The following is a 25,980-nucleotide window of genomic DNA, read 5'->3' as shown; positions in this document are numbered from 1 at the left end:
TTGCTTGGGTCGGAAAACGTCGGGGAAGGCGGGTCTGTCCTCGGTCACGGCGCGCTGGGCACGATGACCTTGAGGCCCTTGAAATAGTCTCGGAAGAATCCCTGGTCGCGGGTGATCAGGCCGTCGCACTGCAGCATCGCGTGCGCACCCACCAGGAAGTCGGGCATGGCGCGCGACGAGGCGGCGGCGTCGGTCTTCGCCGCGCCGCCCTTGTCCGCGAACCGTTGCTTGAACTTGCGTTGCATCTCGCCCGCGCGGATCGCCGCGCGCTGGTCGATGGCCAGGAAGCTCAGGCCCATCTCCTCCAGCGCGTCCATCACCTCGGAGCCGTGGCCCAGGCCGGCGGTCACCTCGGACAGCACGACGTCGCACAGCACCACCGGACCGCTGGAGAGCGCCAGGCGCAGGGCGGCTTCGGCCGCGTCCGCGCCGGGCGCGTCGCCCAGGAGGTCGATGAGGACGGAGCTGTCGACGGCGATCATCGGATCAGGCGTCCTTGCCGTCGTCGGCGGCTTCCCCGGTCGCCTCATCCGGGGCGCGGCCGCGGAGGTCGCGCATCACGTCGTCGGTGGCGGTGCCTTCGGGCAGCTTGAAGCGGCCGCGGGCGCGGGAGATGGCGTCGTCCACGTTCTTGCGCAGGATGATGCGCGCGCCGTCGAGCTCGACCTTGAGCGTCGTGCCCTTGGTCAGGCCCAGCGCGTCGCGGACGGCCTTGGGCAGCGTGATCTGACCTCGTTCGGCGACGGTGGCTTCCATGCGGGCTCCTGGCAGTGCTGGGAGATTAGACGACGGCTCCGGCGTTTTCATGACCGTCGGTACGCAAGCGCACCGTAGGTATGAGCCAGAAAGTATGCATGAATTGTACGTACTTTCGGGTTTCGAAAGCCAGCGCCGCCTCACGAAGCCCGACCGTCGCGGTAGGGATAACAACGGGGCAAGTCCGCGGGCGGCGGCCAAGAAAAAGCCGCCTCGAGGGCGGCTTTGATCGGCGAGGGTGTTGCTTTACTGGGCGCTCGGCGTGATGCCCAGGCCGCCGCCGGCGGGCGCCGACGAGGCGCGCGCGGCTTCGATGGCGGCGCGCTGTTCCGGGTGGACGCATTCGTCGACCAGGCGCTGGCCGGCCTTCACGTCCAGCAGCATCGACTTGTTGGCGATCTGGACCATCAGCGTGCGGCCGGTGACGTCTTCCAGGCGCAGCGCGCCGGTGGTCGACAGCACAGGCTTCATCACGAAGGTGTCCTTCTTGAAGGCCACGTTGATGTAGCCCAGGTCCTTGGCGTTCGGCTCGATGGTGATCGACTGCTTGAACTCGCACTCGTACAGGCCGAGGTAGGCGCGCTTGGCGGCGGCCAGCTGCTCCTCGTTCGCTTCCGGCAGCGGAGGCGGCGGGACGGGCGTCTTGGCGGCCGGCTTCTTGGCGGCGGTCTTCGCCGGCGCGGGCTTGGCGGCGGCGGGCTTGGCCGGAGCGGCAGGCTTGGCGGTGCTGTTGCTGGCAGCGGGCTGGGCGGCGGCGATGCCGGTGGTCAGCGTCAGCGCGGCGGCAGCGGCGCCGGACAGGAGGAGGGCGGTCAGTCGCATGGGGAGGGCGTGGAAGTTGGACCTGTGAAACTTGAATCGCCGGCCGAAGCATCGACCGGAAAAACGAAGTGCCGGGGCTCGGCGATGCGGGATTGTGACCGCGCCTGCGTCCCCTGAAGCGGGGATTTAATGTGTCAAACGGTTGAACGTTGCTAGGGTCTTCACGGGGCTTTCCTGGGTCGCGGCGCGGTCACAGGGGCGATGGATACGGCGCAAACCACGCCTGCTCCACCTCTGTCGGCAGGGTCTGTCCGGTGCCGTGGGCGCGCTGCAGAAGATGCCAGAACAGGCGGTAACTCGCGCGGTCGTGGAGCATGTCCCGATGTTGGATCGGCGCCCATTGCGCGGCCTGTGCGGCCTGCAGGATGTCGATGGCTTCGTCGATCTCGGCGACGCTGGGCGCGAAGGCATCGATGATCGGCTGGATCTGGTTCGGGTGGATGCTCCACATCCGCGTGTAGCCGAACTCGCGTGCGGCGCGCTCGGCAGCGTGCTGGATCGCGCGCTCGCTCTTGAATTCGGTGACGACGCAGTGCGACGGGGTTTTCGCGTAGCTGTGTGCCGCGGCGGAGATCGCCAGTTTCGCGCGCTGCACCAGCGGGTGCGTGAACTGGCCCTCGACCGTCAGCGCCGAGCGCGGGATCGCACCGCGATGCGCTGACACGAAGTCCATCAGGCCGAACGAGAGCGATTCGATGCGCGGATGTGCCGCGATCGCCATCACGTCGCGCAGCGCGCCGTGGGTTTCGATCAGCGTGTGCAGCGGCAGCGGCTTCCTGATCGCGTGGCGCTTCAGGCTGTCGTCGATGAATGCGATCGCGCGGCTCAGGTCCTCGATGCCTTCGGGCTTCGGGATCATCAGGAAGGCAAGCTTCTCGCCGCCGCCGGCGATCACCGCCTCGACGTCGGCCTCGAAGGCCGGGTGCTTGAACGGATGCACCCGCACGCCCACGCGGCCATGTGCGTTCAGCGAGCCGTTCAGCAGATGCAGCACCAGCAGCATGTGCTCGGCCTCGCCGCCGACGGGCGCGCCGTCCTCGCAATCGAGCGTGATGTCAAAGACTGGCCCCATCCGCACCTGCAGCTCGAGGCTCTTGACCATGCGCGCCTCGACGCCGCAGTAGTGATCGACGACCGGCAGCACGACAGGCGCCTGACCTTCTTCGAACAGGGCCTGGGCGGGAGTGAGGAGGGTGGTCATGCGAGGCAGCGTGATGAGGGATCTGGAAAGAAGAAGGGCCGGCCTTCTTGCGAAGGTCGGCCCAACGATACTGCCTTCAGCGACGGACCGGCGAAGCCTGGTCCTGTTCAAGCAGGGCACGAGGATCTGGCTTTGCCAGGCCTCGGAGCCGCCCCTTGAGGGGCCGCCGAAGGCGGTAGGGGTGGTTCAGAGCAAGTGCTTGACGCCGTTCTGCTCTTCGAGCAGTTCGTCCAGCGTCTTCTTGATCGCGGCTTGCGAGAACTCGTCGATCTCCAGGCCTTGGACGATCTTGTACTCGCCGTTCTCGACCGTCACCGGGTAGCCGAACATGACTTCCTTCGGGATGCCGTAGGAGCCGTCCGACGGGATGCCCATCGTGACCCACTTGCCGTTGGTGCCCAGGGCCCAGTCGCGCATGTGGTCGATGGCGGCGTTGGCGGCCGAGGCGGCCGACGACAGGCCGCGGGCGGCGATGATCGCGGCGCCGCGCTTGCCGACGGTCGGCAGGAAGGTCGTACGGTTCCACTCTTCATCGTTGATGAGCGCCTTGACCGACTGGCCGTCGATGGTGGCGAAGCGGTAGTCCGCGTACATCGTCGGCGAGTGGTTGCCCCACACGGCCAGCTTCTCGATGCCGGCGACCGGCTTGCCGGTCTTGGCGGCGATCTGCGAGGCGGCGCGGTTGTGGTCCAGACGCAGCATGGCGGTGAAGTTCTTGGCCGGCAGGTCCGGGGCCGACTTCATCGCGATGTAGGCGTTGGTGTTGGCCGGGTTGCCGACCACCAGCACCTTGACGTTGCGCGAGGCCACGGCGTTCAGGGCCTTGCCCTGCGTGGTGAAGATGGCGCCGTTGATCGACAGCAGTTCGGCGCGTTCCATGCCCGGGCCGCGCGGACGCGAGCCGACCAGCAGCGCGTAGTCGGTGTCCTTGAAGGCGGTCATCGGGTCGCTGTGGGCCTCGATGCCGGCCAGCAGCGGGAAGGCGCAGTCTTCCAGCTCCATGATCACGCCCTTGAGCGCGTTCTGGGCCTTCTCGTCGGGGATCTCCAGCAGCTGCAGGATGACGGGCTGGTCCTTGCCCAGCATCTCGCCGGAAGCGATGCGGAACAGCAGGGCATAGCCGATCTGGCCGGCGGCGCCGGTGACGGCGACGCGAACGGGTTTCTTGCTCATCAGGGTCTCCGAGAAGTGCGAGTGAATGATGCGTGAGGCGCAGTCCGCGCCAGCGGCGGCAAGTGTAGGACAGCGCGGCCCCGGCACGGATCGCGAAAGGGTCTTCTTCGCCCACCGGAGTGGGGAGATGCCCCCAAAAGTAGCGCACAAGCATTGCGTGGAACTGACACTCTTCTGTCTTATATAAGACTAATCCGCTCGGACTCCCTCCTCAGGGTGGACGCTCTCTCCGGGTTTGTGCTCGAATCGCGCCCCATGTCGCCCCCCGCCCCGGTCCACCCCGTCACGCCGCTCAATGAGCTGGCGCGCGCGGAAGCCGCGCCCTCGTTCAGCCCGCTGTATCGCCAGATCAAGGGACTGATCCTGAAGGGGCTGCAGGCCGGCGAGTGGAAGGCGGGGGAGACCATCCCCAGCGAGATGGACCTGGCGGCCCGCTTCGGAGTGAGCCAGGGCACCGTGCGCAAGGCCGTCGATGAACTTGCCGCCGACAACCTGCTGGTCCGCAAGCAGGGGAAGGGCACCTTCGTCGCCACCCATGCGGAACAGCAGCAGCAATACCGCTTCCTGCGGCTGACGCCGGATGCCGAGGAGGCCTCGTCGCTCGGCCGCCAGCTGCTCGACTGCAAGCGCCAGCGCGCGCCGGCCTTCATCGCCAAGCTGATGCAGCTGCGCGCCGGCGATCCCATGATCGAGATCCGCCGCCTGCTGCACAGCGGCGGCCATCCGGTCGTGCTGGACGACATCTGGCTGCCCGGCGCGCTGTTCAAGGGACTGACGACCGAGCGGCTGCTCGAGCATCGCGGCCCGTTCTACAGCCTGCTCGAAACCGAATTCAACGTGCCCATGATCCGGGCGCAGGAAAAGATCCGTGCGGTCGCGGCGGAGGAAGACGCCGCCGCGCTGCTGCAGGTAGCGCCCGGCAGTCCGCTGCTGAGCGTGGAGCGGCTCTCCTTCACCTACGGCGACAAGCCGGTGGAGTTGCGCCGCGGTCTCTACAACACTTCCCACCACTTTTATCGCAACAGCCTGAACTGATGCTTTCGCGTAGCGGCGCTGACGTTTTCATGGCAACGCCAGAAGACGAGATGCGCCCAGGACACCCTTGAGGGGTGTTGCGTTGCCATAAAATCTTCGGGTTTCACATTGATTACAAGGTCGGACATGACGGACGCCACCCAAGCCACCAAGAAGAATCGACCGGTCTACACCAACATCCATGTCACGCAGATCGTGGCGTACCGCCTGCCCCCGGCCGGCATCGTCTCCATCCTGCATCGCATCAGCGGCCTGCTGATGTTCTTCCTGCTCCCGTTCGTGATCTGGATGTTCGACACCAGCCTCACGTCGGAGATCTCGTACGAGACCTTCACCGCGGCCTTCGTGTCCGGCATCGGCTTCCTGCCGGGCTGGTTCATCAAGCTCGTGACGCTGGGCCTGATCTGGGGCTACCTGCACCACTTCATCGCCGGCGTGCGCCACCTGTGGATGGACGCGACGCACAGCGTGAGCAAGGCGCAGGGCCACATCAGCGCCGTCGTGACGCTGGCCTTGAGCGTCGTGCTGACGCTGGCACTCGGCGCCAAGCTGTTCGGCCTGTACTGATCACGCCGCGACCGGGCGGCGCGGGCCGTGCGGTCGGACTGAATTCCGACGATTGACCCAAGAGGCAAATCAACAATGACAACCTACGGAACCAAGCGCATCGTCACCGGTGCGCACTACGGTCTGCGCGACTGGATGATCCAGCGCGCCACCGCGCTGCTCATGGCGCTGTTCACCATCGTGCTGCTCGCGCAAGTGCTGTTCACCAGCCAGGCGATCGGCTACGACCTGTGGGCCGGCATCTTCAGCAAGCAATGGATGAAGTTCCTGACCTTCGCGCTGATCGTGTCCCTGGCGTATCACGCCTGGGTCGGCGTGCGCGACATCTGGATGGATTACGTGAAACCGGTGGGCGTGCGGCTGTTCCTGCACACGTTCACGCTGGTGTGGTTGACGGGTTGCGCGGGTTGGGCGATCCAAGTGCTCTGGAGGCTGTAAGAAATGCAAATCGGAACCTCGCTGCCCAAGCGCAAATTCGATGTGGTGATCGTCGGTGCCGGCGGCTCCGGCATGCGCGCGTCGCTGCAACTGTCGCTGGCCGGCCTGAACGTGGCCGTCCTGTCCAAGGTTTTCCCCACCCGCTCGCACACCGTGGCCGCTCAAGGCGGCATCGGCGCCAGCCTGGGGAACATGTCCGAGGACAACTGGCATTACCACTTCTACGACACCGTGAAGGGCTCGGACTGGCTGGGTGACCAGGACGCCATCGAGTTCATGTGCCGTGAAGCGCCCAAGGTCGTCTACGAGCTCGAACACTTCGGCATGCCGTTCGACCGCAACCCGGACGGCACGATCTATCAGCGTCCGTTCGGCGGCCACACCGCCAACTACGGCGAGAAGCCGGTCCAGCGCGCCTGCGCCGCGGCCGACCGCACCGGCCACGCGCTGCTGCACACGCTGTACCAGCAGAACGTCAAGGCCCGCACCAACTTCTTCGTCGAGTGGATGGCGCTGGACCTGATCCGCGACGCCGACGGCGACTGCGTCGGCGTGACCGCGCTGGAGATGGAGACGGGCGAGGTCCACATCCTCGAAGCGAAGACCGTGCTGCTGGCCACCGGCGGTGCCGGCCGCATCTTCGCCGCGTCGACCAACGCCTTCATCAACACCGGCGACGGCCTGGGCATGGCGGCGCGCGCCGACATCCCGCTGCAGGACATGGAGTTCTGGCAGTTCCACCCGACCGGCGTGGCCGGCGCGGGCGTGCTGCTGACCGAAGGCTGCCGCGGCGAGGGCGCGATCCTGCGCAACGCCAACGGCGAGCGCTTCATGGAGCGCTACGCCCCGACGCTGAAAGACCTGGCACCGCGCGACTTCGTCTCGCGCTGCATGGACCAGGAGATCAAGGAAGGTCGCGGCTGCGGTCCCAACAAGGACTACGTCGTCCTGGACATGACCCACCTGGGCGGCGACACCATCGCCAAGCGACTGCCGTCGGTGCTGGAGATCGGCCACAACTTCGCCAACGTCGACATCACGAAGGAACCCATCCCCGTCGTGCCGACCATCCACTACCAGATGGGCGGCATCCCGACCAACGTCCACGGCCAGGTCGTCGCCCCCAAGGGCGACAACTACAAGGACGTCGTCAACGGCCTGTACGCGGTGGGCGAATGCTCCTGCGTGTCGGTGCACGGCGCCAACCGCCTCGGTACCAACTCGCTGCTGGACCTGCTGGTCTTCGGTCGCGCCGCGGGCAACCACATCGTCGATGCCGTCAAGAACGGGGGCAAGTCGCACAAGCCGCTGCCCAAGGACGCCGCCGACCAGACGCTGTCGCGCCTGAATCGCCTGGAGTCCAACACCGGCGGCGAGTACGCGCAAGGCGTGGCCGACGACATGCGCGCCGCGATGCAGTCGCATGCCGGCGTGTTCCGCACCAGCAAGCTGCTCGACGAAGGCGTCACCGCCATCGCCGCGATCCGCGAGCGGGTCAAGAACATCACGCTGCAGGACAAGTCCAAGGTCTTCAACACCGCGCGTGTCGAGGCCCTGGAGGTGGACAACCTGATCGAGGCCGCGCAGGCCACGATCGTGTCCGCCGCCGCGCGCAAGGAATGCCGCGGCGCCCACACGGTCAACGACTTCGAGCGCGGTGCGGACGATGCGGAATTCCCGCTGGGCCGCAACGACAAGGAGTGGATGAAGCACACCCTGTGGCACTCCAAGTCCAACAGCCTGACCTACAAGCCGGTGAATCTGCAACCGCTGACCGTCGATAGCGTCCCCCCGAAGGTCCGTACCTTCTGACCGGCCGCAGGAGCACTCAAACATGATCAAGCGCACCTTCAAGATCTACCGCTACGACCCGGACAAGGACGCCAAGCCGTACATGCAGACCATCGAGCTGGAGCTCGCCGGCAACGAACGCATGCTGCTGGACGCCCTGCTCAAGCTCAAGGCGGTGGATCCGTCGCTGTCGTTCCGCCGCTCGTGCCGCGAAGGCGTGTGCGGCTCCGACGCGATGAACATCAACGGCAAGAACGGTCTGGCCTGCCTGACCAACCTGCGCTCGCTGCCGGACGTCATCATCCTCAAGCCGCTGCCGGGCCTGCCCGTCGTCCGCGACCTGATCGTGGACATGACGCAGTTCTTCAAGCAGTACAACTCGATCCGTCCGTTCCTGGTGAACGAGGAAGCGCCGCCCGAGAAGGAGCGCCTGCAGTCCCCGGAAGAGCGCGACGAGCTCAACGGCCTGTATGAGTGCATCCTGTGCGCGAGCTGCTCGACCAGCTGCCCCAGCTTCTGGTGGAACCCCGACAAGTTCGTCGGCCCCGCCGGTCTGCTGCAGGCCTACCGCTTCATCGCCGACAGCCGCGACCAGGCCACCGCGGAGCGCCTCGACAACCTCGAGGACCCGTACCGCCTGTTCCGCTGCCACACCATCATGAACTGTGTCGACGTCTGCCCCAAGGGTCTCAACCCGACGAAGGCGATCGGCAAGATCAAGGAATTGATGGTGCGTCGCACCGTCTGAGCCCGCTCGCGCCGATCTACGCACACGCATGAACGCTGCCGACATCAACACCCTCATCGATGAGAGGGATCTCTCCAAGCTCAAATGGCGTTGCCGCCGCGGGCTGTTGGAGAATGATCTTTTCATCGAGCGGTTCTTCCGGCGGCACGAAGGCGCGTTGACCGAATTCCACGCGGAAGGCCTGCGTCAGCTGATGGACCTGTCGGACAACGACCTGCTCGATCTGATGCTGGCCCGCAAGGAACCGGCCGACGAGCTGGACCGGCCCGACGTTCATGCCGTGCTCGCGATGCTGCGGACCCCTCAGTAACCAGAACCCCCGAAGTCATAAGGAATGCCCATGACCCCGTCTGACGTCAAAGCCACCCTGTCGTTCTCCGATGGCAGCCCGCAAATGGATCTGCCCCTGTACAAGGGCACCATCGGTCCGGATGTGATCGACATCCGCAAGCTTTACGCCCAGACCGGCAAGTTCACCTACGACCCGGGCTTCCTGTCGACGGCGTCGTGCAACTCCACGATCACCTACATCGACGGCGACAAGGGCGAGCTGCTGTACCGCGGCTACCCGATCGAACAGCTGGCGACCAACTGCGACTACCTCGAGACCTGCTACCTGCTGCTCTACGGCGAGCTGCCCAGCCCGTCGCAGAAGGAAGAGTTCGTCAACCGCGTGACCAACCATACGATGGTCAACGAGCAGATGCAGTTCTTCCTGCGCGGCTTCCGTCGCGACGCGCATCCGATGGCCGTGATGACGGGTCTGGTGGGCGCGCTGTCGGCCTTCTATCACGACAGCACCGACATCAATAACCCCGAGCACCGCGAGATCGCCGCGATCCGCCTGATCGCGAAGATGCCGACGCTGGTGGCGATGGCCTACAAGTACACGATCGGCCAGCCCTACATCTATCCGAAGAACGACCTCTCGTACGCCGGCAACTTCATGCGCATGATGTTCGCCACGCCGTGCGAGGAGTACAAGCCCAACGACGTGCTGGTCCGCGCGATGGACCGCATCTTCACGCTGCATGCGGACCACGAGCAGAACGCGTCGACCTCGACCGTGCGTCTGTGCGGCTCGTCGGGCACCAACCCGTTCGCGGCGATCGCAGCGGGCGTGGCCTGCCTGTGGGGCCCCGCGCACGGCGGCGCCAACGAGGCCTGCCTGAACATGCTCAACGACATCCAGCAGATGGGTGGCGTGGCCAAGATCGGCGAGTTCATCAAGCAGGTCAAGGACAAGAACAGCAACGTCAAGCTGATGGGCTTCGGCCACCGGGTCTACAAGAACTACGACCCGCGCGCCAAGCTGATGCGCGAGACCTGCCATGAAGTCCTGAACGAACTGGGCCTGCACGACGACCCGCTGTTCAAGCTGGCGATGGAGCTGGAGAAGATCGCGCTGGAAGACGAGTACTTCGTCGCCCGCAAGCTGTACCCGAACGTCGACTTCTACTCCGGCATCGTGCAGCGCGCCATCGGCATCCCGGTGCCGCTGTTCACGGCGATCTTCGCCCTGGCCCGCACGGTCGGCTGGATCGCCCAGCTGAACGAGATGATCGGCGACCCCGAGTACAAGATCGGCCGTCCGCGTCAGCTGTTCGTCGGCGCCACGCAGCGCAACGTCACGCCGATCGCGGAACGCTGATCGGCGGACGCTGGAGCCGGGACGCCGGCTCGCCGCACCAAGCCCCTGTGCCTCGGCCAGGGGCTTTTTTGCATCTGAACCGGCATTTGAATATTTGATGCGCGGGGTTCGCCCCGACCAGGAGCGCATCGCCCTTGGGGTATGCTCTGCAAACGTTTGCAATTGAGTGAATCAGCCAGTTTGGCACGAGCAGAGGACCGGATCGACCGATGAGCACCATCAAGGATGTGGCCGCGCTGGCGGGGGTGTCCTTCACCACGGTGTCGCATGTGCTGAACAACACGCGACCGGTGAGCGCCGAGGCGCGGGCGCGCGTGCTGGCGGCGGTCGACGAGATCGGTTACCTGCCCAGCGCGGTGGCCCGGTCGCTGCGCCGCAGCGAGACCAAGATCGTCGGCGTGCTGGTGCCCAACGTGCGCAACCCGTTCTTCGCGGAACTGGTCGTCGGCGCCGAGGAGTGGTGCCGGCAGGCGGGCTACTCGGTGTTCCTCTGCAACTCGGACAACGATCCCAAGCATCAGCAGGCGTATCTGCGCACGCTGCTGGAGAAGCGCATCGACGGGCTGCTGCTGAGCTCGGCCGGCGATGCCGAGACGCTGGCCAGCACCTTCCGCCATGCGAGCGTGCCGGTGGTGACCGTGGACCGACTGGTGCCCGGCGCGCGCGCGGACCGCGTGAGCGTGAACAACCAGCTCGGCGCCTTCGAGGTGGTCCGCCATCTGCTGGAGCTGGGCCATCGCCGCATCGGCTGCGTGAGCGGCCCCGCTGAATTCGAAGTGACGACCGAGCGCGTCGCCGGCTGGCGCAACGCGCTGCAACAGCGCGGCCTGGAGGCGCGCGCGGAGTGGCTGGCGGAGAGCGACTTCAGCACCGCGGGCGGCTACGACGCCGTGAAGGCGCTGATGACGCGCCAGCCCGAGCTCACCGCCGTCTTCACCTGCAACGACCTGATGGGCATGGGCGCGCTGCGCGCCGCGGCCGAACTCGGACTCAACGTGCCGCGTCAGCTATCGGTCGTGGGCTTCGATGCCATCGAGCTCGGCAGCTATGTCTATCCCGCGCTGACCAGCGTGGGCTGCTCGATCCGCGACCTCGGCCGGGAGGCCGGCCGCGCGCTGATCGAGCGCATCGAGAATCCCCAGGCGCCCTTCAAGGACCTGCAACTCGTGCCGCAGGTCGTGCTGCGCGAGAGCACCGCGGCGCCGTCGTCTCCGGAGCTTTCATGACTTCAGCAAAGGCTGCCGCCACCGTCGTGGTGGTGGGCAGCGTCAACATGGACCTCGTGGCCCACGCCGCGCGTCTGCCCGCGCCGGGCGAGACCCTGATCGGCGAGGCCTTCGCCGGCACGCCCGGCGGCAAGGGCGGCAACCAGGCGGTGGCCGCGTCGCGGCTGGGCGCCGAGGTCGCGCTGATCGGCCGCGTCGGCATGCGCCAGCACGGTCACGACCTGCTGAAGGCGCTGGAAGCCGAACGCGTGCAGGTCCAGGCGATCCGCCGTGACGACGCCGCCTGGCCCGGCGTGGCGGTGATCATGGTCGCGAGCGAGGGCGGCGAGAACGCCATCGTCGTCGTGCCCGGCAGCAATGCGGATCTCGACACGGTCGACGTGGAGCAGGGCGGGGCGCTGCTGCGCCAGGCCAAGGTCGTCGTGGCGCAACTGGAGGTGCCGGTGCCGGCGATCCAGCGCGCCTTCGAGATCGCCCGCGAGGCCGGCGTGATCACGGTGCTGAACGCCGCGCCCGCGCAGGACCTGCCGGCGGCGCTGCTGGCATTGAGCGACTGGCTGATCGTCAACGAGACCGAAGCGCTGCAACTGGCCCGCGACGTGGCGCTGGCCGGCGACGCCGACGGGATCACGATAGCGCGTGCGACGGCCGCGCATCTGCGGACGCTGGGGCCGCGTCACGTCCTCGTGACGCTGGGCGGCACCGGCGCGTGGCTGCTCAGCGACGAGCATCCCGACGGCCTGCATTTGCGCGCCGCCCGCGTCGACGCGGTGGACACGGTCGGTGCCGGCGACACGCTGGTGGGCGGGCTCGCCGTCGGTCTGGCCGAAGGCCTGGTGCCGGCCCGCGCGGCCGCGCTGGGACAACTGGCCGCCGCGCTCGCGGTCAGCCGGACCGGCGTGCAGCAGGCGATGCCGCACCGTTCCGAGCTGCCGGAATTGCCCGAGCTCGCCACGCTCACCGCATTCGTCGCGAACGGGGCACACTCCCAAGACGGCAACTCCTGACCCTGGAGCGCAGTACTCCCATGGACAGCAAGATTCCTGCTCCGGACCGCATCCCGGTCCTCTTCGACACCGACCCCGGCATCGACGACGCGCTCGCGCTCGCGCTGCTGGCCTGCCATCCGCGTTTCGAGCTGGTGGCCGTCACGACGGCCTTCGGCAACGGACCGGTGGCCACGACCACGCGCAACGCGCGGGGGTTGACGGCGCTCTACCGCAATGAGGTACCCGTCGCCGCTGGCGCCGAAGGGCCGCTGCGCCATGAGCGCCGACGCAAGGACGCCGCGCACGTGCACGGCGACGACGGCCTCGGCGGCGTCGCCGACCGCCTGCCGGCGCCCACGCGGCCGCTCGATCCGCGGCCCGCGCATCAACTGATCTGCGATCTCGTGAATGAGCGACCCGGCGAGATCACCCTGGTCGCAGTCGGACCGTTCACGAATCTGGCGCTTGCGCTCGCGCACGATCCGACGATCGCCGGCAAGGTCAAGCGCGTCGTCGTGATGGGCGGCGCCTTCGGCCTGAAGGGCCATGGGGGCAACGTGTCGCCGGTGGCCGAGGCCAACATCATGGCCGACCCCGAAGCCGCGGACCAGGTCTTCACCGCCGTCTGGCCGGTGACCATCGTCGGCCTGGACGTGACGCAGGAAGCGATCATGCGCGAGGCCGATCTGGCGAAGCTGCGCGGCCGCGGCGCCGGCGCGGGTGACCTGCTCTGGCAGGCGACACGCCATTACCAGCAGTTCTACGATGCGCGCGACGGCATCGGCGGCATCTACGCGCACGATGCGAGCGCGGCGGCGATCCTGCTGGTGCCGGACGCCTTCATGCTGCGTGCGGGCCCGGTGCGCGTGGCACTGGAGGGCATCGCCACCGGGCAGACCATCCAGGACTGGCGCAACGAGCACGGCACCGGCACGCCGTGGAGCGGCCACCCGGCGCAGCAGGTCTGCGTCGAGGTCGACGCGGCGCGCGTGCTGGCGCTGTTCGACGAGATCTTCTGAATCCGCATCGTCGCCATGAGGCGACGATGGGGTGACGCTTTCAAGAATCAAGACAATGCACGTCGCGCCAGACGGCGTGAGCAAGGAGAACCTCCCATGACGACCCAAGCCGTGAAGCTGCTGCTGCCCCGCTGGCTGATCACCATGACCCCGGACAGCCCGGTGCTCGAGCAGCACGCGCTGGCCATCGAGGGCGAACGCATCGCCGCCGTCCTGCCGCGCGAGGAAGCCCTCAAGCGCTACGCCGACGCCGACGCCGAGCGCGTCGAGCTCCCGAACCACGTGCTGATCCCCGGCCTGATCAACGCGCACACGCACTCGGCGATGTCGCTGCTGCGCGGCGTCGCGGACGACCTCGCGCTGATGGACTGGCTCAACAACCACATCTGGCCGCTGGAGCGCCAGTGGGTGAGCGAGGACTGGACCTACCAGGGCTCGCTGCTGTCCGCGGCCGAGGCGCTGCGCGGCGGCGTGACCTACCTGAACGACATGTACTTCTTCCCGACCGCGATGGCCCGCGCGGCGGTGGACAGCGGCATCCGCGCCGGGGTGTCGATCAACGTCATCGATTTCCCTACCGGCTACGCCGCCAACGCCCAGGACTACATCGACAAGGGCCTGGCCGCCTACGAGCAGTTCAAGGGCGAGAAGCTGCTGGACTGGACCAGCGCGCCGCATGCGCCGTACACGGTCTCGGACGAGACCTTCATCCAGCTGCGCGAGCTGGCCGAGAAGTACGACCTGCAGATGCACTGCCACATCCACGAGACGCAGGACGAGATCGACGGCAGCGTGAAGCAGTACGGCGAGCGTCCGCTGGCGCGCCTGAACAAGCTGGGCCTGCTGAACGCGAAGATGATCGCCGTCCACATGGTCCACCTCACCCCGGACGAGATCGACCTCGTCGCGAAGCAGGGCGTTCACCTGGTCCACAACCCGAGCTCCAACCTGAAGCTGGCCTCGGGCGTCGCGCCGGTGAAGGCCCTGGAGGCGGCCGGCGTCAACACCATCCTCGGCACCGACGGCGCGGCCTCCAACAACCGCCAGGACATGTTCAGCGAGATCCGCGCCGCGGCGCTGCTCGCCAAGGGCGTGACCGGCGATCCGCTGACCGTCACCGCGCGCACCGCGCTGGAGATGGCCACCGTGCGCGCCGCCAAGGCCATGGGCCGCGCGAACGACCTGGGCACGCTGGAGGTGGGCAAGCTGGCCGACGTGGTCGCCGTCGCGCTGGACTCGATCGAGTGCCAGCCCGTGTATCACGCCGACGCGCAGCTCGTTTATGTCGCCGGGCGTGAACATGTCACGGATGTCTGGGTGGGCGGCCGTCAGGTGCTGTCCAAGCGCAACGTTCTGACCTTCGACACGCAAGCCTTGCTTGGGCGAGTAGAGGACATCGTGGCTAAGATGCGCGCGGGGCGCTGATCCCCCCTGAACATGGGGGTGCCGGCGCCGAGGGGCCGGCGGCGATCTGACCGCCGGCGTGCTGGAGACACAGCTGGCCGCCACCGCGAGCCGGCGGGACAGACCACCATGAGCAAGTCAACACGCAGCCGGCCCCTGAGCCGGTTCGCCGCTTCCATCGCCACCGCCCTGGTGGCTTTCGGCCTCAGCGCCGCCGCCCGCGCGGACATCCTGATCGGCCAGACGGCCGGCTTCACCGGCCAGGTCGCGGCCAGCGTCAAGGAACTGACGCTGGGCGCCAGGCTCTACATCGACAAGGTCAACGCCACCGGCGGCGTCAACGGCCAGAAGATCGACCTGCAGTCGCTGGACGACGGCTTCGATCCCAAGCGTGCCGCCGCCAACGCGCAGACCCTGATCGACAAGGGCGCCGTGGCGCTGTTCCTGACGCGCGGCACGCCGCACACGCAAGCCGTGATGCCGTTGCTCGACAAGGCCCAGGTGCCGCTGATCGCGCCGTCCACCGGCGCGATGCTGCTGCACAAGCCGGTCCATCCCTTCGTCTTCAATGTGCGCTCGACCTACCAGCGCGAGGCCGAGCGCGCCGTCCAGCTGCTGCTGGAGATGGGCAACACGCGCATCGCCCTGGTCCAGGTGAACGACACCTTCGGCGCCGACGGCATCGCCGGCGCGATGGCGGGCTTCAACGACCGGAAGATGAAGCCGGTGGCGCACTTCACCTATGAACGCGAGAAGCCCGACATCGCCGGCGTGGTCAAGCAGCTCATCGCCGCGGACCCGCAGGTCGTGCTGATGGTCGCGTCGCAGCAGATCACGGCCGACACGATCAACGCGTTGCGCGCGGCCGGTTCGCGCATCCTGGGCGCGACGCTGTCCAACAACGCCTCCAACGGGTTCGTCCAGCTGCTGGGCCAGAACGCCGCCGGCATCATCGTCTCGCAGGTCTTCCCGAGCGAGCGTTCGACCAACGTGCCGATGGTCCGCGAGCTGGGCGATCTGGTGAAGGCGCATCCCGCCGAATCCAGCGGTCAGGTCACGCCGGCCATGATGGAGGGCTTCGCCTCCGCCAAGGTCCTGGTCGAGGCGCTCAAGCGCGCCGGCAAGGATCCCAGCCGCGCCGCCATCCAGAAGGTCCTGAACAGCATGACCCGCTACGACCTCGGCGGCATGGAGGTGGGTTACTCGCCCACCGATCACACGGGCACGAACTACGCGGACATCGCCATCATCGATCCTCGAGGGCGCTTCCTGCGCTGATCCCGACTCGGGATCCCCCTTCGCGACGGGCGCCTTCGGGCGCCCGTTCTGTTTTTCCTGACGAAAACGCCGGCCGGGCAGACCGCTGCGCAGCGGTTTTCCGCGACTGAGTCGACGGCTGTCGATCATGGCTCCGATATCCGGCGACGGCGCTCCGTGAATGGGTCAGAGCCAACTCCTGTTCATCTCGTTATCTTGGCCAATGATGTGAATTCGTTGGCCGATCAGTTAATTCGCCATTCGAATCTCCGGGAACTGACCTGTTTGAGTCGATAAATGCATTCATGAGTGATTAGCAAACTGATCGCAGTCGGTGACACTGCCGCCAATAGTTTGCAAATGGATTTGTGTCATGAGAAATATGTATGCGATCTCTATCGGCCTCACGCTCGCCGGCGCGGCGTGCCTGTTGGCTGATCGGGCCGAGTCGACCACCCCCGGGCATCCCTTATTTGAACTTACTGTCATTGGTTATCTGCTGGCGATCGGCGGACTGATGCTGCTGATCGTCTGCCTGGGCGGCAGCGCGGAAGACTGGATCAAAAGCCGATGGCATCGGGTCGAGCGGCCCGTCGAAGGGAAATGGGACCAGCCGCCACCCCGGGTCCTGGACCACCACTGAATTCAGTAGTCTGGCGTTTTCGGGTTTACTTGCTTCGGTGATTGCTCGTTTCTGCTCGCTCGCGAAACTGTGCCCGCCTCTGGGCAATGGGATAACGAGTGAGAAGGAGCCAGTGAATGAGTATCGCCGTCGTGATCATCGAGGACGACCCCACCGTCATGAAGAGGTTGGTGGACGTGATTTCGAACAGTAGCTTTTGCGAGGTGGTGGGTATCGCCAAGAATCGCGGAGAAGCGGTGGCGGCGATCCTCGCCAACCGCGCGGATCTGTACATCGTCGACCTGGGACTGCCGGATGTCGACGGGGTCGAGCTGATCCGGCTGATCCAGGACAAGTGTCCCGAGTCGCGCAGCGTCGTCGTCAGCACCTTCGGCGACAGCAAGCATGTGATGCGCAGCCTGCGGGCAGGCGCCAGCGGCTACCTGCTCAAGGAGGAGATCCAGCCGTCGATGGTGGACAAGCTCGTCAGCGCGCACAACGGGCAGGCACCGCTGAGCCCGGCGGTCGCGCAGCTGGTCGTCGAGCGGATCACCATGCTCGAGAACAACGTGCGGCCGCACGTCGACCGGCAGAAGGTGCTGCGTGACCTGGGGCTGGGCGAGCGGGAATGGGAGGTCCTGCGGCATCTCGTCGATGGCTTGCCCATCGTCGAGATCGGGCGCCGGCTGAGCATCTCGCATCACACCGTCAACCAGCACCTGCGCAGCGTCTATCGCAAGCTGGGTGTGAAGTCGCGGGCCATGGCGGCCAACGCCGCGCGCCTGCACGGGCTCATCGATGAGTAGTCCGAGGCGGAGCTCGCTGAAGACGGTGTTCTTCTGGCTGACCTTCTTCATCCTGGCCCTGCTGGTCGTGGCGACCAGCAGTCTGGCGACGCGGGTCTACCGCGTCGAAGGGGCCCAGGACCTGGAGATCGTCGAAGCGAGCTCCGCGGCGCGCGATGCAGGCCCGGAGTTCCCCCGGCTGGAAGGGGCGGTCCTTGCCCATGAGGGGCGTGTCGTGCTCCCGTACTTCCATGACGTCAGTCTGGCGGTCGGATTGAAGCGGGTGAGATTCCGGATCGATCTGGACCGCTACCTCTCCCGCCCGGCGCCGTGCTGCGAGCCCCGGATGGGGGCGCCCTTCCGGGGAGAGTCGCGGATCCCCGGCACCAGCCTGCTGATCAGCCAGGCCCTGGACGGCATGGACGTCTACCTGAACGGTGTCTGGGTCGCCGGGCTGCCGAAATCGACCGTCGACGCGCGCTACAAGTGGTACCGCCCCTTGCAGGTGCCCTTGGCGCGCAGCCTCGTGCGGCCCGAAGGCAATGTGCTGACGATCGAGCTCACGACCTGGGATCGACAGGTCCACATCGCGCCGATCTACATCGGGGATCTCGACACCATCTCCTACATCAGCGAACTGACCCTGTTCGTCGGGACCTCGCTGGCCAATGCGTCCAACGTCTTCTGCCTGCTGGCGGGGATGTTCATGCTGGGCGCCTGGCTGGCGAACCGCCGCGAGGGGGCCGTGTTCCTGCATGCGGGCGCGACGACGGTGCTGTGGTCGGTGCTGTTCTCGCTGGTGCTGCTGCCGTACGTCCCGGCCGCGCTGCTGCCGCTGTGGCTCTGGGCGCAGTACGCCTGCATCGGCGGCGTCGTGGTGGTGCTCACGCTGTTCATCTTCGCCTTCGTCGACGAGCCCCTGGGGCGGGGCGGCAGCCTGGCCCTGTTCAGCGTGGCGGCGTTTGCCGCGGTCACCTACCCGCTGCTGGACGCGCGCGGGCGCGAGTGGCTCGATGCCTACTGGTTGCCGGTGCTGCTGGTGTTCCATCTCTACGCCTGTTCGCGCCTGGCGTTGCACGTGGCGCGGACGCGCTCGCGCACGGCGATGTCGCTGCTGTTCCAGTCCGTGCTGGCGCAGGTCTTCGCGCTGCGCGACCACAACGCGGTGCGGGAGCTGGTGTCCTTCCCGATGCCTGACGCGGGCTGGTCGCTCTCGCACCTGCTGGTCACGCCGATCTTCCTGAGCCACCTGAGCGTGCCGCTGCTGCTGTTCGTCGTGGCGCAGATCCTGCTGACGAAGTTCCAGGCGAACGTGAAGCGCGTGCGCGACAACAACCGCATCCTCACGGACACGCTGCAGCAGCGCGAACGGGAGCTGCTGATCAGCTACAACCGCCAGCGCGAGATGGAAACCGAGTCCGCCGCCCAGGCCGAGCGGGACCGGATCTACCGGGACCTGCACGATGGCATCGGCTCCAAGCTGGTCACGACGCTGTTCAGCGTGCGCGACCGCGACATCGACCATGACCGCCTCGAGCGCGGGTTGATGGACGCGTTGAAGGACCTGCGCGAGATCATCTCGGTGACGGAGGTGCACGAGCAGCGGACGATCCACGACATCCTTTTCACCTACTGCAGCAACCTCGACGAATCGCTCACCCGGGCCGATTTCCAGATCGAGTACGACATTTCCGAAGGCCCTGAAATCGTGCTGCTGGCCGATCTCTCCAAGCAGGTGATGCGCATCGTCGAGGAGTCGGTCGCCAACACCATCAAGTACGCCCAGGCGAGCCGGCTCTCCATCCGCATGACGGTGCCGCAGGGCGAACAGCTGGAGGTCCTGATCGAGGACAACGGCCAGTCCGGGGCGGCGCAGCGCGACGCGCGCGCCGACACGGCCTTTGACGAGTCGCCGCTGACCGGAGGAACCGGCCTGCAGGGCCTGCGACGTCGCGCCGAACGCATAGGCGCGGCCTTCCATTTCGAACGCACGCCGCAGGGCGCGCGCACCTCATTGACCCTGCCGTTGACGGCTTTGGTGGCCCGGGATCCAGTAAACGAGTCGGTCGACGACTGTTCCCAGTCGGAAACCGCTGCATTACCACTGAGCTGAGCCATCGTGCGTTGAGCCGTTCCTGGAAATACTGATGTCCCGCCCGGGCATCCGGGTCTGTCGACGATTTCCATTCGCATGCAATCTTCCCGACCCTCCCGCAGCGGCGTTACGGTGACCCGGCTGCTGATTCCCCCTGAACCCGCCTGCTCGCGTTTTGCACGTCAATCCATCATCGACGGCTCCGTCGAGCCGATGGGACAGGAGTTGTGCTTCCGCTGGAACGCCGGCGTGCGCCGTGCACCGCCGCCCAGCGCCTATGCGACCAGCCTCCTGCTGAGTCAGGCCTTGCTGGACGGTGGCGTGGCGCATCGCCGCCCGGGCTGCCTGTTCATCGGCATGGACGCGGCGACCCTGCTCAGTCCGATCGCCGATGTCCTGTGCGGCGCGATCGGCGCCATCCAGCTGCCGCTGGGCGTCCCCGTCCAGGAATCGCTGACCCGCCGCATCGCGCAATTGCATGCGCGCGGCTACCGCTTTGCGCTGGCGGGCGTGGTGTCGCCGGATGATCCGCGTGCCGTCTGGCTGCCGATGGTCTCGTTCGTGAAGCTGGACGTGTCGCTCGCGCCGGTGAGCGCCTGGGCCTCGGTCCAGGAACTGGCGCGCCAGGCCGGGGCGACGCTGATCGCCGACCGGATGACCGAGTCCGGGGACTACCTGCGCCTCAAGGCGCTGGGCGTCCGCTACTTCCAGGGCGACTTGTTGATGCCGCCCCAGGAAGAGTCGCCGCGGTCGCTGCCGAGCTGCGATCTGGACGTGCTGGGACGCCTGTTCCGCCTGCTGCGCCACGGTGCGCCGCATGAGGCGCTGGCCATGACCGCGGCCTCGGACCCCGCGCTGGTGATCCGGCTGCTGATGCTCCATCGCCTGCATGCCGGCCGGGCACGACCGCCGGCGACCCTCACCGAGACCCTGGCGGGCCTGCCGGAGCCGGTGTTGATCGGCTGGTTGCACGTGCTGCGAAGCAGCACCTTCGACCTGACGCCGAGCACCCAGAGTTGGTCCCACGCGGTCCGGGAGCAGATCCACAACTATCGGGCGCGATTGATCGGGGCGCGCGTCTGCTGCACGCCGGCGGAGTTGGAGGCGAAGGTCTTCGATCTCTACCGGCGCCTGTGCTCACGAGAGCCCGCCGCGCCAGCGCCCTGGTCGCCGACCGACCCCTCAGGCAAGGGCTGACGCGCCAGAAACGAAGACGAAGACCAGGGCGGAAACGAAGAAGCCCCGCGTCGCGGGGCTTCGTCGGGATCGACCGCCGGGGCGGGTCAGTGGATCGGCTCGTCCGGCCCCGGGCCGGTGGTGAGGCCGGTGGCGACGCTGAAGCCCGAATCGCCCAGCGAACCGGCTTCGAGCTCTTCCTCAGTGGCTTCGCGCACGTCGTGCACCGTCACGTGGATGCGCAAGCCGACACCGGCCAAGGGATGATTGCCGTCCAGGACGATGTGCTCCGGATAGACCTCGGTCACCGTGTAGATGCGGTCCGCCGGCATGTCGGGCGTGGACGCGCCTTCGGGCAGTCCTTCGAACTGCATGCCGGCATCGACGTTCTCGGGGAAGACCTCACGCGGCTCGAAACAGACCAGGGCGCTGTCGTAGTCGCCGAACGCGTCCTCGGGCTCGAGCGCCACGCTGACCTCGTCGCCGGCGACCTTGTCGGCCAGCGCTTCTTCAACCTTGGTGAACAGGTCCTGGCCGCCGTAAAAGAACTCCATCGGCGGGTCCAGCACCTCGACGGCTTGGCCTTGGGCGTCCTCGAGTCTCCAGGTCAGGGAGACGACGCAGGGGGCAGTGATTTGCATCGTGCAATTCTCTCAGACAATGCGCGCCCATGACCTCCACGTCCAAGTCCCCCCCGACATCCCCGGCCCCGTCGACGCCGACCACCCTGTCGAGGCGCGCCCCGGCCGCGAAGAGCGCGTCCGGCATCGACATCGCCGCGAAGCTGCCGCTGCTCGGCGGCCTCAGCCCCGCCCAGTTCATGAAGCGGCATTGGCAGAAGCAGCCCCTGCTGGTGCGCCAGGCGCTGCCCGGCGTGGTGCCGCCTGTCGATCGCGCCGGGCTGGCCCGTCTGGCGGCCAGCGACGAGGTGGAATCGCGCCTCGTGTCGCAGCAGGACGGCGGCCGCTGGACGATGCGCCAGGGCCCGATCGCCAAGCTGCCCGCCTGGAGCAAGCCGCAATGGACGCTGCTGGTGCAAGGGCTGGACCTGCACGTCGAGCCCGCGCAGGCACTGCTCAGCCGCTTCCGCTTCGTGCCGGAGGCGCGTCTGGACGACCTGATGCTGTCGTATGCCAGCGAGGGCGGCGGCGTCGGCCCGCATTTCGATTCCTACGACGTCTTCCTGATCCAGGTCAGCGGCCGGCGCCATTGGCGCATCGGCCGACTGGGCGTCTCGACCACCGGCGCGCTGCGCGAGGACGTGCCGCTGAAGGTGCTGGCGGACTTCGAGCCGGAGCAGGAGTTCGTGCTCGAACCCGGCGACATGCTGTACCTGCCGCCGGGCTGGGCGCACGACGGAGTGGCGGTCGGCGGCGACTGCATGACGGCCTCCGTGGGCTTCCGCTCGCCGTGGCGCAGCGAACTGGCCAATGAGCTGCTGGTGCGCCTGACCGACGACGAGGAGGCGCCGCGCGGCGACCGGATGTATGTCGATCCGCGTCAGACCGCCACCGGCGAGCCGGGTCGCATTCCCGAGGCGCTCACGACCTTCGCCCGCGAAGCGGTGTTGAGAGCCGCGTCGCAACCGCTGGCGCTGGAACGCGCGCTGGGCGAGGCGCTGACGGAACCGAAGCCCCGGGTCTTCTTCGAGCCCGGCGCCGCGCTGCCGCCGGGGCAGGGCGCGCGCTTGAGCGCCCGCAGCCGCATGATGTATGACGCGGCGCATGTCTTCATCAATGGACAATCCTTCCGCGCCGGCGGACGCGACGCGACGCTGATGCGCCGGATGGCGGATCGCCGCGCGCTGTCCGCCGGCGAGGTCGCAAAGCTGAGCGACGGCGCACGCGATTTGCTGGATCAGTGGACGGAAGACGGCTGGGTGCTGCCCGCCTGACCAGGCGAACCCCCGCCATCGTCACCAGGAGCCTCGACATGACGCCGGAACCCATGCCCCCAGTTGATCTCCAACCTGGCCTTGTCGAGTCTGCGGCGGAGGTCCGGCAAATGCTGCGGCAAGCGCTGCAGCGGGCGGCGGAGCAGGGGGGACGCGAGCTGTGCTGGCTGGATCCGGACTTCGCCAACTGGCCGTTGTCTGAGTCCGGCCTGCTGGATGCGCTGCATCGATGGGCGCTCCCGCACCGCAAGCTGCGTCTGCTGGCGACCCACCACTACGAGACACTGCGCCGCGTCCATCCGCGTTTCGTCCAGTGGCGCCAGACCCACGACCATGTGGTCCAGGCGCGCAGCTTTGACCCGGCCGACCTCGCCGAGCGCAGCACCCCCGCTCCCAGGGGCCTCCTGCTGGCACCCGGATTGCTGACATTGAAGCTGTGGACGCCGGCCAGGGCCTCACTGTCGCTGCATGACGCCCGCGAAGAGGCCATGGCTGGGGAGTGGTTTGACGCAATTGAGCAACGGTCTGTCGACTCGTTCGCCAGCAGCACCCTAGGCTTGTAAGGAGATTACAAACTGGCGTCTATAATCATTGGCTAGGCGAGGGAAGCGCTCGAGGTTTCTCACGTCTTGGTCTGCTGAAGTTGTACTTGTCATCTGGTACGACTTCATTAATTACCGGTAATTGATTGTTCGTCTAAAAGTTACTTGAGGACAAGTATGAAAAAGTCGATCCTGTTGGCCTCCCTGCTGGCCGTTGTTGCCCTGACCGCTTGCGGCAAGAAGGAAGAAGTTGTCGCTCCCGTGGCGACGCCGGCTCCGGAAGCTTCGGCTCCCGCCGTTGAAGCCTCGGCCCCGGCCGTGGAAGCTTCGGCTGCCGCTTCCGACGCTGCTGCGCCCGCTTCGGCCGCCAGCAACTAAGACGATCACTCGTCCAGAGAAAGCCGCAAGGGTTCGCCCTTGCGGCTTTTTCTTTTGTCCGCGCTGGTATTAGAGTGGAGTTTGCCGAGCGCCTCCCGAGCGAATGTGAACCGACGCTCGCGACGAATGCGGCCCGCTGTGCGACCCCTGTACACACCCATGAAAAACGCCACCCGGAGGTGGCGTTTTGTTTTGCGCAAACTGATGGCGTACGGTGGTCCGCCATCGAGAGAGATCAGCGCACGTCTTCCATCAGCAATTGCAGGATGCGCTTGGCCATTTCGTTGGTCTGCTGCTGACCCTTGTCGTCCAGGATGGCGACCGTCGAGGTCGTGCCCTCGGTCTTGACCGACACGCGATAGCGCACGGCGGTCGACGCGCTGGTCGCGCCGAACAGGCGTTGGAAGAAGTTGGGCTCTTCCTTGCCGGCCTGGTTGGGATCGGCGTAGCGCAGGAAGAACAGGCCCTGCTTGCGGTCCCGGTCCTCGATCGTGAAGCCATGACGGTCCAGCGACTGGCCGACACGGCGCCAGGCGCGGTCGAAGTCCTCGTTGATCTTCAACTGGTCCGGCACGTCCGCCAGCGAGCGCGGCGCGTTGCCACGCGGCGCTTCGGCGAACGACGGCGCCGGCTGCTGCGCGTTGGCGACCATCGTCTTGGCGTCTTCGTCCTTGCCGCCGAGCTTGAGCATCAGGCGCGAGGTCATCTCGGCTTCCAGCTCCGGATCGGACGGGCGGGGCTGCCAGCCGGTCTCGTCACGCTGCGAGTTCGTGTAGACCTCGATCAGGCCGCGGTGCGTGACGTAGATGTCGGTGCCGCCCTGGTCGTTGCGCTCCAGGCGGGTGCGATAGCGGTCGCGCTCACCGGTGGAGTACAGCGAGTCCAGCAGCGAGCCCAGCGTCTTGCGGATGAAGTCCTGCGGCAGCTTGGCCTTGTTCTCGGCCCAGTTGGTTTCCATCAGGCCGACGTTCTGGTCCTCGGACTCGATCGTGAAGCCGCGGTCCTGCCAGAAGCCCTTGATCTGCGGCCAGAGCTGCTCCGGCGGGAGCGTGCTGTGCAGCCAGCGGGCGTTGCCCAGGCGATGGAATTCGACGGTGCCGGCCTTGTCCAGCGCGACCGGTGCGCCCGCGGTGGCGACGGCCTGGCGCTGGGCGTTCGGCTGAGCGGCCATCTGCGCGGCGCTGATCGGGCCGGTGGGGCGGTTCTCCTTGGGCAGCTGCGTCAGGTCCGGCGGCACGTCCAGGCCGGTGGTCTGCTTGGCCTGGGTGCGGTAGTCGACCTTGTCGCTGCTGGTGATGCTCTCGAACGTGCTGCACGCCGTCAGCGAGGCCAGCGCCATCAGGCAGGCCACGCGCACCGGAGTGGGCGCGCCGGATTCAGAAAGGGAACGAGTCACGCTGGAGATCTCCGAGGTAGGTCGCTGCGGCCCGCGGCCGCTGAAGGAAAAGGGTGCGGCCGGCGCGCGCCGGCCGGGGGTGATTAGAGCAGGCCGGCGTCACGCAGGGCGCCCTGGACCAGGTCCTGGCCGGCAGGCGTCAGCGGCGTCAGCGGCAGGCGCAGGTTGTTGGGGCAGCGGCCCAGCCTGTTCAGGGCCCACTTGGCCGGGGCCGGGCTGGGCTCGCAGAACAGCTGCTTGTGCAGCGGCAGCAGCTGGAAGTGCAGCGCGGTGGCTTCGCGCACGCGGCCTTCGATCGCGGCCACGCACATCTCGTGCATGGCCTTGGGGGCGACGTTGGCGGTGACGCTGACGGAGCCGCGGCCGCCCATGAACATCATGGCGATGGCGGTGGCGTCGTCGCCGGAATAGATGCTGAAGCCCTGGGGCGCATGCTTGATCAGCCAGGCCGCGCGCTCGATGTTGCCGGTCGCGTCCTTGATGCCGAACACGCCGGGCAGCGAGGCGCAGCGCAGCGTCGTTTCCACCGACATGTCCGCGACCGTGCGGCCGGGGACGTTGTACAGCATCATCGGAATGTCGACCGCTTCCGCGATCGCCTTGAAGTGCTGGTAGATGCCTTCCTGCGACGGACGGTTGTAGTAGGGGACGACCGACAGCGTGGCATCGGCGCCGACCTGCTTGGCGAAGCGGCTCAGTTCGATGGCCTCGGCGGTGGCGTTGGCGCCGGTGCCGGCCAGGACCGGCTTGCGGCCCTTGACGTGCTCGACCGTGACGCGGATGACCTCGCGGTTCTCTTCCATCGTGACCGTCGGGGACTCGCCGGTCGTGCCGACGACGCCGATGACGTCCGTGCCCTGGTCGATGTGCCAGTCGATCAGGCTGCGCAGCCCATCGAAGTCGATGCGGCCGTCTTCATGCATCGGCGTGACCAGCGCGACGATGCTGCCAACAATTGCGTTCATTGAGGATTCCTCTGGATCGGCGGATTCTACTGAAGCGCCGGGGCGCTTCC

The 25,980-nt window shown here is 67.0% G+C and carries 27 protein-coding genes; 19 read left to right on the top strand and 8 right to left on the bottom strand.

What is annotated here, in order from left to right:
- Positions 1-44: 44 nt before the first annotated feature.
- The 5 genes from ABE85_RS10660 to ABE85_RS10640 form a co-directional block, all read right to left on the bottom strand.
- Positions 45-482 (bottom strand): type II toxin-antitoxin system VapC family toxin, encoded by a 438-nt coding sequence (locus tag ABE85_RS10660; RefSeq protein WP_067273739.1) that lies wholly within the window; start codon positions 480-482, stop codon positions 45-47.
- Positions 483-486: 4 nt separating this feature from the next.
- Entirely contained in the window at positions 487-756 is a 270-nt protein-coding gene (locus ABE85_RS10655; RefSeq protein ID WP_067273735.1) for an AbrB/MazE/SpoVT family DNA-binding domain-containing protein, read from the bottom strand.
- 246 nt (positions 757-1,002) lie between these two features.
- Positions 1,003-1,578 carry a hypothetical protein gene (locus tag ABE85_RS10650; RefSeq protein ID WP_067273731.1) on the bottom strand — a complete coding sequence of 192 codons (576 nt, stop codon included), beginning with the start codon at positions 1,576-1,578 and terminating at the stop codon, positions 1,003-1,005.
- A 190-nt stretch (positions 1,579-1,768) separates the two neighbouring features.
- Positions 1,769-2,779 (bottom strand): CoA ester lyase, encoded by a 1,011-nt coding sequence (locus tag ABE85_RS10645; RefSeq protein WP_067273728.1) that lies wholly within the window; start codon positions 2,777-2,779, stop codon positions 1,769-1,771.
- A gap of 186 nt (positions 2,780-2,965) precedes the next feature.
- Positions 2,966-3,952 (bottom strand): malate dehydrogenase, encoded by a 987-nt coding sequence (locus ABE85_RS10640; RefSeq protein ID WP_067273725.1) that lies wholly within the window; start codon positions 3,950-3,952, stop codon positions 2,966-2,968.
- Between the two features lie 255 nt (positions 3,953-4,207).
- On the opposite strand from ABE85_RS10640, the gene ABE85_RS10635 reads away from it, so the two are divergent.
- From ABE85_RS10635 to ABE85_RS10560, 16 genes are all read left to right on the top strand, one after another.
- A complete protein-coding gene (locus ABE85_RS10635) occupies positions 4,208-4,987 on the top strand; it encodes a GntR family transcriptional regulator (RefSeq protein WP_067273722.1) in 780 nt (259 codons plus the stop codon).
- 126 nt (positions 4,988-5,113) lie between these two features.
- Positions 5,114-5,554, top strand: a complete 441-nt coding sequence (gene sdhC, locus ABE85_RS10630) for a succinate dehydrogenase, cytochrome b556 subunit (protein WP_067273719.1) — start codon at positions 5,114-5,116, stop codon at positions 5,552-5,554.
- 75 nt (positions 5,555-5,629) lie between these two features.
- Positions 5,630-5,992: a succinate dehydrogenase, hydrophobic membrane anchor protein gene (gene sdhD, locus ABE85_RS10625; RefSeq protein ID WP_067273716.1), complete on the top strand. Its 363-nt coding sequence runs from the start codon at positions 5,630-5,632 to the stop codon at positions 5,990-5,992.
- 3 nt (positions 5,993-5,995) lie between these two features.
- A complete protein-coding gene (sdhA, locus tag ABE85_RS10620) occupies positions 5,996-7,804 on the top strand; it encodes a succinate dehydrogenase flavoprotein subunit (RefSeq protein WP_067273713.1) in 1,809 nt (602 codons plus the stop codon).
- A 22-nt stretch (positions 7,805-7,826) separates the two neighbouring features.
- Positions 7,827-8,531 carry a succinate dehydrogenase iron-sulfur subunit gene (locus ABE85_RS10615; protein ID WP_067273709.1) on the top strand — a complete coding sequence of 235 codons (705 nt, stop codon included), beginning with the start codon at positions 7,827-7,829 and terminating at the stop codon, positions 8,529-8,531.
- Between the two features lie 28 nt (positions 8,532-8,559).
- Entirely contained in the window at positions 8,560-8,841 is a 282-nt protein-coding gene (locus tag ABE85_RS10610; RefSeq protein ID WP_197507291.1) for a succinate dehydrogenase assembly factor 2, read from the top strand.
- A gap of 30 nt (positions 8,842-8,871) precedes the next feature.
- Positions 8,872-10,182 (top strand): citrate synthase, encoded by a 1,311-nt coding sequence (gene gltA, locus ABE85_RS10605; protein WP_067273707.1) that lies wholly within the window; start codon positions 8,872-8,874, stop codon positions 10,180-10,182.
- Between the two features lie 209 nt (positions 10,183-10,391).
- Positions 10,392-11,408, top strand: a complete 1,017-nt coding sequence (locus tag ABE85_RS10600; protein WP_067273705.1) for a LacI family DNA-binding transcriptional regulator — start codon at positions 10,392-10,394, stop codon at positions 11,406-11,408.
- Positions 11,405-12,415 carry a ribokinase gene (locus ABE85_RS10595; protein WP_067273702.1) on the top strand — a complete coding sequence of 337 codons (1,011 nt, stop codon included), beginning with the start codon at positions 11,405-11,407 and terminating at the stop codon, positions 12,413-12,415. The genes ABE85_RS10600 and ABE85_RS10595 overlap by 4 nt, the downstream gene beginning before the upstream one ends.
- Before the next feature lie 20 nt (positions 12,416-12,435).
- Positions 12,436-13,416, top strand: a complete 981-nt coding sequence (locus ABE85_RS10590) for a nucleoside hydrolase (RefSeq protein WP_067273701.1) — start codon at positions 12,436-12,438, stop codon at positions 13,414-13,416.
- Positions 13,417-13,512: 96 nt separating this feature from the next.
- Positions 13,513-14,841: a TRZ/ATZ family hydrolase gene (locus tag ABE85_RS10585; RefSeq protein WP_067273696.1), complete on the top strand. Its 1,329-nt coding sequence runs from the start codon at positions 13,513-13,515 to the stop codon at positions 14,839-14,841.
- 108 nt (positions 14,842-14,949) lie between these two features.
- Entirely contained in the window at positions 14,950-16,098 is a 1,149-nt protein-coding gene (locus ABE85_RS10580) for an ABC transporter substrate-binding protein (RefSeq protein WP_067273692.1), read from the top strand.
- Between the two features lie 352 nt (positions 16,099-16,450).
- Positions 16,451-16,720, top strand: coding sequence for a hypothetical protein (locus ABE85_RS10575; RefSeq protein ID WP_067273689.1), 270 nt, complete (start codon positions 16,451-16,453; stop codon positions 16,718-16,720).
- Between the two features lie 131 nt (positions 16,721-16,851).
- Positions 16,852-17,505 (top strand): response regulator transcription factor, encoded by a 654-nt coding sequence (locus ABE85_RS10570; RefSeq protein WP_197507289.1) that lies wholly within the window; start codon positions 16,852-16,854, stop codon positions 17,503-17,505.
- Positions 17,498-19,597, top strand: coding sequence for a sensor histidine kinase (locus ABE85_RS10565; RefSeq protein ID WP_157522206.1), 2,100 nt, complete (start codon positions 17,498-17,500; stop codon positions 19,595-19,597). Before ABE85_RS10570 ends, ABE85_RS10565 begins: the two co-directional genes overlap by 8 nt.
- A gap of 78 nt (positions 19,598-19,675) precedes the next feature.
- Entirely contained in the window at positions 19,676-20,776 is a 1,101-nt protein-coding gene (locus tag ABE85_RS10560; RefSeq protein ID WP_082938520.1) for an EAL domain-containing protein, read from the top strand.
- Positions 20,777-20,862: 86 nt separating this feature from the next.
- Here the strand turns inward: ABE85_RS10560 and ABE85_RS10555 are convergent, their stop codons facing one another.
- Positions 20,863-21,396 carry a peptidylprolyl isomerase gene (locus tag ABE85_RS10555; protein ID WP_067273676.1) on the bottom strand — a complete coding sequence of 178 codons (534 nt, stop codon included), beginning with the start codon at positions 21,394-21,396 and terminating at the stop codon, positions 20,863-20,865.
- Between the two features lie 125 nt (positions 21,397-21,521).
- On the opposite strand from ABE85_RS10555, the gene ABE85_RS10550 reads away from it, so the two are divergent.
- The 3 genes from ABE85_RS10550 to ABE85_RS26925 all read left to right on the top strand — a co-directional run bounded on the left by ABE85_RS10550 (position 21,522) and on the right by ABE85_RS26925 (position 23,569).
- Positions 21,522-22,649, top strand: a complete 1,128-nt coding sequence (locus ABE85_RS10550) for a JmjC domain-containing protein (protein ID WP_409072585.1) — start codon at positions 21,522-21,524, stop codon at positions 22,647-22,649.
- Between the two features lie 38 nt (positions 22,650-22,687).
- Positions 22,688-23,212: a hypothetical protein gene (locus ABE85_RS10545; RefSeq protein WP_067273674.1), complete on the top strand. Its 525-nt coding sequence runs from the start codon at positions 22,688-22,690 to the stop codon at positions 23,210-23,212.
- Positions 23,213-23,368: 156 nt separating this feature from the next.
- Positions 23,369-23,569, top strand: a complete 201-nt coding sequence (locus ABE85_RS26925) for a hypothetical protein (RefSeq protein ID WP_082938518.1) — start codon at positions 23,369-23,371, stop codon at positions 23,567-23,569.
- Positions 23,570-23,804: 235 nt separating this feature from the next.
- Here the strand turns inward: ABE85_RS26925 and bamC are convergent, their stop codons facing one another.
- Both bamC and dapA read right to left on the bottom strand, forming a co-directional pair.
- Entirely contained in the window at positions 23,805-24,965 is a 1,161-nt protein-coding gene (gene bamC, locus ABE85_RS10540; protein WP_231993277.1) for an outer membrane protein assembly factor BamC, read from the bottom strand.
- Positions 24,966-25,048: 83 nt separating this feature from the next.
- Positions 25,049-25,930, bottom strand: coding sequence for a 4-hydroxy-tetrahydrodipicolinate synthase (gene dapA, locus ABE85_RS10535; protein WP_067273667.1), 882 nt, complete (start codon positions 25,928-25,930; stop codon positions 25,049-25,051).
- Positions 25,931-25,980: the final 50 nt, after the last annotated feature.

Source organism: Mitsuaria sp. 7, from assembly GCF_001653795.1.
Classification (GTDB): Bacteria; Pseudomonadota; Gammaproteobacteria; order Burkholderiales; family Burkholderiaceae_C; genus Roseateles.
Note: the sequence above shows the minus strand (reverse complement) of the source record. Positions and strands in the feature narration are given on the sequence as shown.